Raw genomic sequence first — 12,569 nt, 5'->3', positions numbered from 1 at the left:
CACGGACGATCACACATCCGGACTCGATCAGGTGGGAAAATCATGGGACTTCATGCACGCAAGCCCGCACGTCGCGTTCTGCTGCGCGCCGGTCTGACCATCACCGCGATGGGCGCCGCACTCGGCGCCGGAGCCACGGCCGCCCAGGCGGCACCGCCGCCCTCCGCCCCCGCCAGCGAGGCCGACAGCACCTTCGGGGCGATCACCGACGCCGCCGCGCCCGCGCTGACCGGGGCGCTCGGGTACTCGCTCGCCGGGGCCGTCGCGCCCATCACGGATCTTCAGCTCGACCCGCTGGCCGGGACCGGAGTGGACCCGCTGGACAACGCCGTGGGCACCCAGATCGCCGACTTCGCGCCGGTGACCACGGCTGTCGTCACCGACCCGCTGACCAGCGGCGGCGCGCTGAACGATCTGCCCGTGGTGGGCGAGGTCACCGGGTTCATCACCGGCTGATCACGGGCCGGCCGACGGCTGATCGCGGCCGACGGCGCGGCGCAGGGCCACCCCTCGGGTGAGGGGCGGCCCTGCGGGAGTGCGTACCGGGAGTGCGGCGGGTCAGTACGAGGAGCCGGAGGCGCCCAGGGAACCCGTGGGGTGCCACACCGTCTTGGTCTCCAGGAAGGCCGTCAGCCGGTGCGTACCGGGGTCGGCCGACCAGTCGGTGGAGGCGCCGTCGCCGTCCGCGTCCACAGGCTGGGGACGCAGTACCCGCTTCAGGTTGTCCGCCGCCGCGATCTCCAGCTCCTTCGCCAGCGCCGGGTCGGCGCCCGTCAGGTCGATCGCGTTGACGTCCTGGTGGGAGGCGAGCGGGGCCGCGAGCTCCGCGGTCCGCCCGGACAGGATGTTCACCACACCGCCGGGCAGGTCGGAGGTGGCCAGCACCTCGCCCAGGGAGAGCGCGGGCAGCGGTGCGTCGGCCGAGGCGATGACCACCGCGGTGTTGCCGGTCGCGATCACCGGGGCGATCACCGAGATCAGCCCCAGGAACGACGACTTCCGCGGTGCGAGGACCGTCACCACACCCGTCGGCTCGGGGGTGGAGAGGTTGAAGAACGGGCCGGCCACCGGGTTCGCCCCGCCGACGATCTGGCCGATCTTGTCGGTCCAGCCCGCGTACCAGACCCAGCGGTCGACGGCCGCGTCCACGACGGCCGCCGCCTTGGACTTCGACAGGCCCTCCGCGTCCGCCACTTCCCGTACGAACTGGTCCCTGCGGCCCTCCAGCATCTCGGCGACGCGGTAGAGGACCTGGCCGCGGTTGTACGCGGTCGCGCCCGACCAGCCACCGAACGCCTTGCGGGCGGCCACGACCGCGTCGCGGGCGTCCTTGCGGGAGGACTGTGGGGCGTTCGCCAGCCAGTTGCCCTTGGAGTCCGTCACCTCGTACACCCGGCCGCTCTCGGAGCGGGGGAACTTGCCCCCGACGTACAGCTTGTAGGTCTTGAAGACACTCAGACGGTTATCGGACATCGAGGTATGCCTCCAGGCCGTGGCGGCCGCCCTCGCGGCCGAAGCCCGACTCCTTGTAGCCGCCGAACGGCGACGTCGGGTCGAACTTGTTGAACGTGTTGGCCCAGACGACGCCCGCCCGGAGCTTGCCCGCCACCGCGAGGATGCGGGAGCCCTTCTCCGTCCAGATGCCGGCCGAGAGGCCGTACTGACTGTTGTTGGCCTTGGCGACCGCCTCGTCCGGGGTGCGGAAGGAGAGGACGGACAGCACGGGGCCGAAGATCTCGTCGCGGGCGACGGTGTGCGCCTGGGTGACGCCGGTGAACAGCGTCGGCGCGAACCAGTAGCCGGCCGAGGGGAGCTCGCAGGGGGCGGACCAGCGCTCGGCGCCCTCCGCCTCGCCCGTCTCGACGAGCGAGGTGATCCGGGCGAGCTGCTCCTGGGAGTTGATCGCACCGATGTCGGTGTTCTTGTCCAGCGGGTCGCCCAGGCGCAGCGTGGACAGCCGGCGCTTCAGGGAGTCCAGCAGCTCGTCCTGGATCGACTCCTGCACGAGGAGCCGGGAGCCCGCGCAGCAGACCTGGCCCTGGTTGAAGAAGATCCCGGTGACGATGCCCTCGACGGCCTGGTCGATCGGGGCGTCGTCGAAGACGATGTTGGCGCCCTTGCCGCCCAGTTCCAGGGTGGCCCGCTTGTCCGTACCGGCGATCTGGCGGGCGATGGCCTTGCCGACCGCGGTCGAGCCGGTGAAGGCGACCTTGTTGACGTCCGGGTGCCCGACGAGGGCGGCGCCCGCGTCGCCGTAGCCCGTGAGGATGTTGACGACGCCCTTGGGGAGCCCCGCCTGGCGGCAGATGTCCGCGAAGAAGAGCGCGGAGAGCGGGGTCGTCTCGGCGGGCTTCAGGACCACCGTGTTGCCGGTGGCGAGCGCCGGGGCGATCTTCCACGCGAGCATCAGCAGCGGGAAGTTCCACGGGATGATCTGGCCGGCCACGCCGAGCGGGCGCGGGTTCGCGCCGTAGCCCGCGTGGTCCAGCTTGTCGGCCCAGCCCGCGTAGTAGAAGAAGTGCGCCGCGACCAGGGGGAGGTCCGCGTCGCGGGTCTCCTTGATCGGCTTGCCGTTGTCGAGGGTTTCGAGGACGGCGAGCTCGCGGCTGCGCTCCTGGATGATCCGGGCGATCCGGAACAGGTACTTGGCGCGCTCGGAGCCGGGCAGCGCGGACCACTTCTCGAACGCCCTGCGGGCCGCCTTGACGGCCCGGTCGACGTCCGCCTCGCCCGCCTGCGCGACCTCGGAGAGCACCTCCTCGCTGCTCGGCGAGACGGTCTTGAAGACCTTGCCGTCGGCGGCCTCGGTGAACTCACCGTCGATGAACAGGCCGTACGACGGAGCGATGTCGACGACGGAACGGGATTCCGGCGCCGGTGCGTACTCGAATGCAGATGCCATGGGGATCAGTCCACCGTCACGTAATCGGGGCCGGAGTAACGGCCGGTGCTGAGCTTCTGGCGCTGCATCAGCAGGTCGTTGAGCAGGCTGGAGGCGCCGAACCGGAACCAGTGGTTGTCCAGCCAGTCCTCGCCCGCGGTCTCGTTCACCAGCACCAGGAACTTGATGGCGTCCTTGGAGGTGCGGATGCCACCGGCGGGCTTCACGCCGATCTGTACGCCGGTCTGCGCCCGGAAGTCGCGCACGGCCTCCAGCATGAGGAGCGTGTTCGCCGGGGTGGCGTTGACCCCGACCTTGCCGGTCGACGTCTTGATGAAGTCCGCGCCCGCCAGCATCCCGAGCCAGGAGGCGCGGCGGATGTTGTCGTACGTGGACAGCTCGCCGGTCTCGAAGATCACCTTCAGGCGCGCGGAGCCGCACTCCGCCTTCACGGCGAGGATCTCCTCGTACACCTTCAGGAAACGGCCGGAGAGGAAGGCGCCGCGGTCGATCACCATGTCGATCTCGTCGGCCCCGGCCGCCACGGCGTCGCGGACGTCCGCGAGCTTGACGTCCAGCGCGGCGCGTCCGGCGGGGAAGGCCGTCGCGACGGACGCCACCTTCACTCCGGAACCCGCCAGCGCGGCGACGGCGGTCGCCGCCATGTCGGGGTAGACGCAGACCGCCGCGGTGCGCGGAGCCGTGCGGTCGGTGGGGTCGGGGTTGACGGCCTTGGCGGCGAGTGCCCGGACCTTGCCCGGGGTGTCCGCGCCTTCCAGCGTCGTCAGGTCGATCATCGAGATGGCGAGATCGATGGCGTACGCCTTGGCCGTCGTCTTGATCGAACGGGTTCCGAGGGACGCGGCGCGCGCTTCGAGGCCGACGGCGTCGACGCCGGGCAGCCCGAACAGGAAGCGGCGCAGCGCACTGTCGGACGCGGTCGCGTCGGAGAATGCGGGAGCAGTGGTGGGCATGGTCACCAGATGAGCATATCTACGCGCGTAGCGACCTGTACAGGGGACCCGGCCGACTGTGCGTATTCGCCGAGCGGCGTGCGCCGGGCGCACGGCCGCCCCGCCGTCGTGGGCTCCGGTCAGGCAGAATCGGCCCTATGACGAGCCCCACACCCCCCGCAGAGCCGACCTATGCCGACCGGACCTACCGGTCGGGCGCCGGGCTGGTCTGCGGTGTCCTGCTGCTTCTGCTGGTCGCCTGGCTCGCCGGTGATGCCATGTTCCAGGGGGACGGCCGGGTGCCGTGGGTGGCGCTCGCCGGGCTGCTGACCGCCGTGCCGCTGATCGTGGCGTTCACGCTGCGGCCCGCGGTGTTCGCGAACGACACGCGGATCCGGATCCGCAACCCGTTCCGGACGGTCGAGCTGCCGTGGAGCGCGGTCGCCGACGTGCGCGCCGGGTACTCCACCGAGCTGATCGCCCGGGACGGCGCCACCTTCCAGCTGTGGGCGGTGCCGGTCTCGCTGCGGGAGCGCAAGCGGGCGGCCCGCAAGGCCTCGCGGCAGTCCCTGGACGACCCGTACGGCCGGACCTCGGTCAACGCCGACGTCCGCGACAGGCAGGCGCGCGTCGCGGCGGCCGACCAGACCGTGCTGGACCTGCGGGATCTGGCCGAGCGGGCGGGCCACGGGGAGAGCGGGAAGAGCGTGGGGGCCGCGGAGAGCGGGGCGACCGGGAAGAGCGGGGCGGGCGTGGCGTCCCCGGTGCGCTGGGCGTACGAGGTGATCGCCCCGGCCGCGGTGGGCGCGGTGGCGCTCATCGTGCTGCTCGCCGTGGCGTGACGTGAGGTGACGTGAGGACGGCGTTCCGGCGGGTGACCGGCGGACGCCGGGTTGCCGGGGCGTCGGGTCCGCCGCTCCTCGGTTCGTGAGCGGTGCGTGCCTTCCCGTGGGCCCGCACCCCGGCGTCCGCCGGCCTGCGGGAAGCCACGTACCGCCGGACCGGGTGATCGTCGGGCGGCGGGCCGTTCCGGTGTATGGCGGACGCCCTACGGACTACATCGCGATGAAAACCGACCGGATGACTGGTTTGCGCCCCCGGTCGCGCCCCCCGCTCAATAAATTGCGCCTGCCGCCCGACTTCCGAAGGGGGCGGCGGGGGGTGGGGCGACATGACGCGTACGGATGGTGCTGATGGTGCCGGCAGAGCGGAAGCGGTACGGGCACGATGTCGGATCGACATCGACACGGACGGGGGATACGGCTGGCGGATGATCGCGCAGAACGGACGCGTGGTCGCGGTGTCCGCCCATGCGTTCGGCGCGTACGGCGACTGCCGTCGCGCCTTCGACGAACTGCGCGAGAGCCACCGGGAACAGACCGGTGCCGTCCAGCACACACCTTCGGGCAACGGCTGGATCTGGCTGCTGAGGGAAGCGGACGGCCGCGCCACGGCCGTCTCCGCACGGGCGTACGAACGGCACTCGACCTGCCGGGCCGCCTACGAACGGTTCCGCGCGCTCCTCGCCGAGATGGGGGACGTCACCGGAAGTTGCCTTTAGGGCACACCTCATTCACATCTCGGGGCGCACGGGTTCATCGCGTCCCGCGAGCGTCGGCCGCGTGATGACACGAACAAAGGAGCGACCCCCGCCCGCCGGGACACGCACCGGCGCATCGGACGAGCCCGGCGCCGTATCCGAAGGGCCCCGGCGGCTGTACGCGGACCCCGGGCTGCCCGACCGGGTGTTCCGCGCGGTGGCCCGGGGCGGCGGGGGCTTCGTGCTGGCCGTGATGCTCCTGGTCGGCGGATTCCTCCTCTACCGGGCCTGGCAGGCGCTCGAACGGGCCGGCTGGGCGTTCCTCACGACCCAGGCGTGGGAACCGGACGCCGGACGGTTCGGCATCGCCGCGGTGCTCATCGGCACGGTGCTCATCGCGCTGACCGCGATCACCGTGGCGGTTCCGCTCGCCATCGGCGGCGCCCTCTACATCTCCGAGTACGCGCCGCCGGGGCTGCGCCGGACCCTGATCAGCGTCGTCGACCTGATGGCCGCCGTGCCCTCCGTGGTCTACGGGCTGTGGGGGCTCTTCTTCTTCGAGGGCGCCGTCCTGCCCACCGCCCGCTGGATCGCCGCCTACTTCGGGTGGTTCCCGCTCTTCACGGTCGACGGGGCCGACCCCCGCGACCCGCTCGCCCCCGAGACCGTCTACACCTCCTCCACCCTGATCGCGGGCATCGTGGTCGCCCTGATGGTGGCGCCCATCATCTGCTCGGTGATGCGCGAGGTGTTCTCGCAGGCACCCGCCGGCGAGCGCGAGGGCGCGTACGCCCTGGGCGCCACCCGCTGGGGCATGATCCGCAGCGTCGTCCTGCCCTTCGGCAAGGGCGGCATGATCGGCGGCACGATGCTCGGGCTCGGCCGGGCGCTCGGCGAGACCATCGCCGTCTACCTGATCATCTCGCCCGTCTTCGAGATCCAGTGGCATGTCCTGCAGAACGGCACCAGCTCGGTCGCCGCACTGATCGCCCTGCGCTACGGCGAGGCCAGCCCGTTCGGCATGTCCGCGCTGATGGCCGCCGGTCTCGCGCTCTTCCTCATGACCCTCGTCGTCAACTTCGCCGCCTCGTCGATCGTCGCCCGCAGCCGCTCCGGCGCCTCCAGCGACGCCTAGAAGGGTGCCCGCCCGTCATGACACTCGCACCCGAACCGCCGCGGACCGTAGGCGAGTCCGCGCCCTCGTCGGTGTCCTCGCCGAAGGACGTCCCGGAAGCCGCCCCGGACCACGCCCCCGAGGCCGCGTCGCGCACCGTGCTGCCCGCCCGCACCGCTGAACGGCGGCGGGCGGGCGGCGAGGTCCGGCGCTCCCTGAAGCTGACCCGCCCCTCGGACACCTTCGCCCTGGCCGGTGCGGCGGCCGCGGCGCTGAGCGTGACCGCACTGCTCTTCGTCCGCCTGCTGCCGTTCAACGGCGCGGTGGGCTTCCTCTTCGTCGCGTACGTGCTCTTCCTCGGGCTGTACGCGCTGCTGGTCTCGTTCGACGAGGACGGGCCGGCGATCAGGGACCGGCTGGCCGGCATCGTCGTCCGCAGCATGGGACTGGTCATGCTCGTCGCGCTGGCCTTCGTGATCGTCTTCACGCTCTGGGAAGGCCGCAAGGCGCTGCCCCACGGCAACTTCTTCACCCAGGACATGAAGCTCGCGGGCCCGCTGGACGGCCTCGGTGTCGGCGGCATCCTGCACGCCATCGTCGGCACGCTCCAGCAGATCACCCTCGCGCTCCTGGTCACCGTGCCGACCGGGCTGGTCTGCGCGGTGTTCCTCAACGAGGTCCCGGGCCGCTTCGCCCGCTTCGTCCGCACCATCGTCGAGGCGATGACCGCGCTGCCCTCGATCGTCGCCGGTCTGTTCATCTACGCGACCGTCATCCTCGCCGTCGGCTTCGACAAGTCCGGGCTCGCCGCCTCCCTCGCCCTGGCCGTGATGATGCTGCCGATCATCATCAGGGCCTCGGACGTCGTCATCCGCCTGGTACCCGGCACGCTGCGCGAAGCCTCGTACGCGCTGGGGACCTCGCGCTGGCGCACCGTCCGGCACGTCGTGCTGCCCACCGCCCGGTCCGGACTGACCACGTCGGTCATCCTCGGCACCGCCCGCGGGGTGGGCGAGACATCGCCGGTGCTGCTCACCGCGGGCTTCACGGCCGAGCTGAACGCCGATCCGCTGTCCGGGCCGCAGGTCTCACTGCCGCTGGCCACCTTCGAGTTCGTCAAGTCGCCCGAGCCCGACATGATCGCCCGCGGGTTCGGCACCGCGGCGACGCTCATGGCGCTGGTGCTGCTCCTCTTCGTGATCGCCCGGCTCATCGGCGGCCGCGATCCGGGGCAGCTGACGAAGGCCCGGACCCATCGGCGGGTCCTCGCCTCGCGCCGCGACGCCGCCCGCTTCACGGCCCGTACCGCAGCCCGCGCCGCCGCTGGGTCCCCGGCCCATGCCGAAGCCCATGCCGAAGCCCATGCCGAAGCCCATGCCGAAGGCCCTGCCGAAGCCGGTGCCGAAGGCCGTGCCGAAGCTCGTTCCGCGGCTGGTGAGGCCACCCGTACGACACCGTCGGGCACCCCGTCCGGCGGCGCCACCACCACACCCGGGAGTACCCCGTGAGACCCGCGACCGTGTCCCGTCTGGCCATGGGGCTGGCCGCGCTGCTCTGCGCGCTGCTGGCCACCGGTCAGCCGCCCGCCCTGGCGGCCTCGTACAGCAAGATCACCGGCGCGGGCTCCACCTGGAGTTCCAACGCGCTCGACCAGTGGCGCCGCAATGTCGCCTCCAACCTCGGGATGACCGTCAACTTCGCGGCCACCGGCTCGTCCAACGGCCGGGAGCAGTTCAAGAACGGCACGGTCGACTTCGGCGTCTCGGAGATTCCGTACGGGCTCAAGGAGGGCGGCGTCACGGACGTGCCGCCGAAGCGCGGCTACGCGTACATGCCGATCGTGGCCGGTGGCACCGCGTTCATGTACAACCTCAGGATCGGTGGCAAGAAGGTCACCAACCTGCGGCTGTCCGGCGATGTCCTGGCCAAGATCTTCACCTCGCGGATCACCCGGTGGAACGCGCCCGAGATCAGGGCGGACAACCCGGGCCTGAACCTGCCGAGCCGCCAGATCGTGCCCGTCGTACGCTCCGACGGCTCCGGCACCACGGCGCAGTTCACCACCTGGCTGGCCAAGGAGCAGGGCGCGACCTGGAACGACTTCTGCCGACGGGCCGGGAAGTCCACGCCCTGCGGCATGACGTCGTACTTCCCCAGCGCCTCGGGCTCCTCCCAGATCGCCAAGTCCGGTTCGCTGGGCGTCTCCGGCTATGTGCGGCAGAACCACGCCGAGGGCGCCATCACCTACGTCGAGTACTCGTACGCCATCAAGACCGGCTTCCCGGTCGCCAAGATGCTCAACCGGGCCGGGTACTACGTGGAACCGACCGCCTCCAGCGTCGCCGTGGGGCTGATGGCGGCACGGATCAACAACGACAAGGGGTCCTCCGACTACCTGACGCAGATCCTCGACGGGGTCTACCGCTCGGGCGACCGGCGTACCTACCCGCTGTCCAGCTACAGCTACATGATCGTGCCGACCTCGCTGGACGGTGAGAAGAACCCCATGACGGAGGCGAAGGGCAAGACCCTCGGCGCCTTCGCCAACTACTTCCTCTGCGACGGCCAGCAGCAGGCGGAGGAGCTCGGCTACTCACCGCTGCCCAAGAACCTGGTGCTCGCGGGATTCGACCAGGTACGGCGGATCCCCGGCGCGCCCACCGGCAAGGTCGACATCAACGGCTGCCGCAACCCCACCTTCTCGAAGAACGGCGGCAACACCCTCGCCAAGAACGCGCCGTACCCGAAGGCGTGCGACAAGCGGGGCCCGCGGCAGTGCTCCAACGGCACCGCCGGAGCCAAGAACGAGCAGACCCCGGTGAAGCCCGCGGCGCAGGGATCCAACGGCGGTTCCGGCAACGGCGGTTCGGGCGGCAGCGGTGGCACGGGCGGTTCCGGCGGTTCCGGCGGGGCGACCGGCTCCGGCGGCACGGGAAGCGCCGGTACGACGGGCGGTGCCGACATCGACGGTGACGGCACTCCGGACGCCCAGGAGGCCGCCGCGGGCGGGGGAGGCGCGGTCGACCCCGACACCGGCGAACCGATCGACGGCGGCGGCTCCGGCTCCGGTGACGCCTCGGTCGTCGCCAACCCCGTCAATCTCGCGTCCGACGACGCGGTGGGGCTGCGCGGTGCCCTGATGGCGCTGTCCGCCCTGCTGCTCGCCGGTGTGGTCGTCGGCCCGCCGCTCGCCGCCCGCGCGCTCGCCGCGCGGTCCCGCCGCAAGGGAGACCTGTCGTGAGACACCCACGTGTCCGTGTCCGCCCCGGGAGGCGTACGGCCGCCGGTGCCGGAGCGCTCCTCGCCGCCGTACTGCTCGCCCTGGTCCCGCTGCCGAGCGGCGCCGACCAGGCGCGGGCGGCCCAGGCGGCATCCATGGCACAGAAGGCACAGACGGCCCAGGCAGCATCCCCGGCATCCACGGCACAGACTGCCCGGGCGGCATCCACGGCACAGACGGCGCGGGCGGCTTCCGCGGGCCGTGCGGCGGACGCCGGATCGGCGGTCACCAGGAGCGGTACCAAGGGACCGTACGACGACTTCTCCGGCCTCAGGGTGACCGTGCACCAGACAGAACACCTGCGGGCCCAGGGCGTGAAGGTGACCTGGACCGGGGGGAGGCCGACCCCGCTGGGCGGAAAGTTCGTCAACTACCTCCAGATCATGCAGTGCTGGGGCGACAGCTCCGGTGGCCCCGACCGGGAGAGCTGCGACTTCGGCGCGGTCAGGGCCGGGGGGAGCTACAACGGGAGCCGGGTGCTGCCCGAGGGATGGGACCCGCAGGAGTCCGAATACACCCAGGGCGAAGGCAACTTCAGCCCCTTCGTGCCGTTCCGGCCCGTCACGGGCAGGCCGACCGAGGACGCCTACGACTTCACGTACTTCGGCCCGAACGACTCGAACGCGGAACCCCTGCGCAAGACCCAGCCGGACGGCACCGGCGAGGCGGTCTTCGAGGTGCAGACCGCGCTCCAGGCCCCGCACCTGGGCTGCGGCGAAGTGAGCGGCAGCGGCGCGAACCCGCGCTCCTGCTGGCTGGTCGTGGTGCCGCGCGGCGAGCACGAGACCGAGGCGCCGGCCAACGGCAACCTGGACACCTCCCCGCTGAGCCGGTCGAACTGGGACCGCCGGATGGTCTTCCCGCTGCGGTTCGATCCGGTCGGCGAGACCTGTGACCCGGACCGGCCGGAGCGCCGCATCATCGGCTCCGAACTGCTCACCGACGCCGTCTCGTCGTGGCAGACCGTCCTGTGCGACGGCCTGGACGCCCGCTTCACCTTCAGCCAGTCGGGCGAGGACCACGCCCGCTCCCTGATCCGCAACCCCTCGGCCACCTCGCCCGGGATGGCCGTCACGGTCGACCCCGTCGAGACGGCCGAAGGCGCCCCGCCGGTCGTGCACGCCCCCCTCGCGGTGAGCGGGCTGAGCGTGGGATTCCTCTGGGAGCACGCGGGGGCGCCGAACGAGTGGGTGCGCGATCTGCGGCTCAGTCCACGGCTGCTGGCCAAGATGCTGACCCAGTCCTATGTCGCGGGCGTCAGCCTCTGGAGCGTCGACAGCCCGAAGCCGGCGCATCTGGCGGGAAATCCCGAAGCGCTGGTCAGCGATCCGGAATTCGTGGAGCTCAACCCCGCCATGGCGGGCAGAGCGGCTCGCAGCGGTCCGCTCGGAATGGTCGCACCGAGCGAGAACTCCGATACGAGCCGACTGCTGTGGCGCTATCTGCAGTCCGACCGGGACGCCCGTGCATTCCTTTCGGGAAAGCCCGATCCCTGGGGAATGAAACTCAATCCCTTCTACCGGGACATGGCGCTCGACAAAGAGGCGCCGGACTACTTCCCGAAGGCGGATCCGACGGAGACCAGGGCCTCCGCAGGACCCACGGAGTGGGCCGTCTACACCGGTGCCGAGGTCGTGCCGTACGCCGAGAACCTGCACGACGGGGCGCTGCGCGTGCGCCGCGGATACAGCGGTCAGACGACGAACTTCGAGGTCTGCGCCGAGTGCGCCACGGGCGGCAAGCTGACCGGGGAGCGCAGCCCGCAGGGCATGCGCCAGGTGGCCGGACTGGTCGACGCCCCCTCGGCCGACCGCTATCAGCTGGACATCGCGGCCCTGCCGAACGCCGACGGTGAGTTCGTCGTGCCCACCGAGAAGTCCCTGCTCGCGGCCGTCGCGCAGATGAAGGACTCGGCCGTGGCCGGGGTGAAGGCGCCCGATCCGGCACGGGCGAGGAACGGCGCGTATCCGCTGACGGCGGTCGCCTACGCCGCCGCCACCACGGACCAGCCCGCCGCCGCCCGCCGGGACTACGCGCGGATGATCCGGTACGCGGCCGGGGCGGGCCAGACCGTGGGCCTCACCCCCGGACAGCTGCCGCACGGGTACGCCCCCCTGCCCGCGGCGCTGCGCGCACAGGCGAGGGACGCGGCGGGCCTGCTGGAACGCGGCGCCGCGACCCCGCCCGGCGCCGGGGCGGCGGGCGGCGGCCGGAGCGCAGGACCGGGCGGCGAGGGCACCGCGGGCGGACCGGCATCCGGTGCGGACTCCGGTGCGGACTCCGGCGGTACGGGGGACGGCGCGGCGGCCGGTGGCGGCTCGGCGGACGGCCCGGACCCCGACGGATCGCCGGGGACCGCGGCGGGCGCCGACGACGCGACGGAGGTGGCCGCGACCGCGTCCGGCGCACCGACCCCCTCGCAGGTCCTCGGGCTGATCCGGTGGGTGCTGCTGGGGGTGCTGATCGCGGGCGGCGCGGCGGCGCTGGCGGGCCCGGTGATGGTGCGGCTGTCGGCCCGGAAGGCGGCGGCCGGCTCCGGCTGAGTCCTCGGCCGGAGCCTTCCGTTCGACGTCCTCCGGCTCGGTGCGATTCCCCGGATTCCCCGGATTCCCCGGATTCCCCGGATTCTCCGCCCCCGGCGAATCCGGGGAATCGCTCTGGTCCTCGGGAAATTCTCTTGGTGTCGCCCAGTAAATCCATACGTAACCTGATCAGCAAGTGGATTTGGTGGCCGGGGAGGCCGCTCTGCGGAATTGTTTGCGGTGGCCGGCCGACGGGTCGGCGGTAACAGAATCCGGATT

The 12,569-nt window shown here is 71.8% G+C and carries 10 protein-coding genes; 7 read left to right on the top strand and 3 right to left on the bottom strand.

What is annotated here, in order from left to right:
- The first annotated feature begins 42 nt into the window (after positions 1-42).
- Positions 43-456 (top strand): hypothetical protein, encoded by a 414-nt coding sequence (locus tag A6A29_RS02245; RefSeq protein WP_073718197.1) that lies wholly within the window; start codon positions 43-45, stop codon positions 454-456.
- A gap of 102 nt (positions 457-558) precedes the next feature.
- Here A6A29_RS02245 and A6A29_RS02240 read toward each other — a convergent pair whose 3' ends face one another.
- From A6A29_RS02240 to deoC, 3 genes are read right to left on the bottom strand one after another with little or no spacing between them, the layout of a single operon-like run.
- Positions 559-1,473, bottom strand: a complete 915-nt coding sequence (locus A6A29_RS02240; protein ID WP_073718196.1) for an aldehyde dehydrogenase family protein — start codon at positions 1,471-1,473, stop codon at positions 559-561.
- Positions 1,463-2,902: an aldehyde dehydrogenase family protein gene (locus A6A29_RS02235; protein WP_073718195.1), complete on the bottom strand. Its 1,440-nt coding sequence runs from the start codon at positions 2,900-2,902 to the stop codon at positions 1,463-1,465. Before A6A29_RS02235 ends, A6A29_RS02240 begins: the two co-directional genes overlap by 11 nt.
- Positions 2,903-2,907: 5 nt before the next feature.
- Entirely contained in the window at positions 2,908-3,855 is a 948-nt protein-coding gene (gene deoC, locus A6A29_RS02230; RefSeq protein ID WP_073718951.1) for a deoxyribose-phosphate aldolase, read from the bottom strand.
- 137 nt (positions 3,856-3,992) lie between these two features.
- Here deoC and A6A29_RS02225 point away from each other — a divergent pair, with 137 nt between their 5' ends.
- The 6 genes from A6A29_RS02225 (at position 3,993) to A6A29_RS02200 (ending at position 12,311) form a co-directional block, all read left to right on the top strand.
- Positions 3,993-4,676: a PH domain-containing protein gene (locus tag A6A29_RS02225; protein ID WP_073718194.1), complete on the top strand. Its 684-nt coding sequence runs from the start codon at positions 3,993-3,995 to the stop codon at positions 4,674-4,676.
- 329 nt (positions 4,677-5,005) lie between these two features.
- Positions 5,006-5,395 (top strand): hypothetical protein, encoded by a 390-nt coding sequence (locus A6A29_RS02220; RefSeq protein WP_143196944.1) that lies wholly within the window; start codon positions 5,006-5,008, stop codon positions 5,393-5,395.
- Between the two features lie 64 nt (positions 5,396-5,459).
- On the top strand, positions 5,460-6,509 hold the full coding sequence (gene pstC, locus A6A29_RS02215; protein WP_079182539.1) for a phosphate ABC transporter permease subunit PstC: 1,050 nt from the start codon (positions 5,460-5,462) through the stop codon (positions 6,507-6,509).
- Positions 6,510-6,526: 17 nt separating this feature from the next.
- On the top strand, positions 6,527-7,996 hold the full coding sequence (gene pstA, locus A6A29_RS02210) for a phosphate ABC transporter permease PstA (RefSeq protein ID WP_079182538.1): 1,470 nt from the start codon (positions 6,527-6,529) through the stop codon (positions 7,994-7,996).
- Positions 7,993-9,729 carry a phosphate ABC transporter substrate-binding protein PstS gene (gene pstS, locus A6A29_RS47435; protein WP_198952975.1) on the top strand — a complete coding sequence of 579 codons (1,737 nt, stop codon included), beginning with the start codon at positions 7,993-7,995 and terminating at the stop codon, positions 9,727-9,729. Before pstA ends, pstS begins: the two co-directional genes overlap by 4 nt.
- A complete protein-coding gene (locus tag A6A29_RS02200) occupies positions 9,726-12,311 on the top strand; it encodes a hypothetical protein (protein ID WP_079182537.1) in 2,586 nt (861 codons plus the stop codon). The genes pstS and A6A29_RS02200 overlap by 4 nt, the downstream gene beginning before the upstream one ends.
- The last annotated feature ends 258 nt before the right edge of the window (positions 12,312-12,569 follow it).

Origin of the sequence: Streptomyces sp. TSRI0281 (genome assembly GCF_001905125.1) — a bacterium.
In the GTDB taxonomy this organism is placed as follows: Bacteria; Actinomycetota; Actinomycetes; order Streptomycetales; family Streptomycetaceae; genus Streptomyces.
Note: the sequence above shows the minus strand (reverse complement) of the source record. Positions and strands in the feature narration are given on the sequence as shown.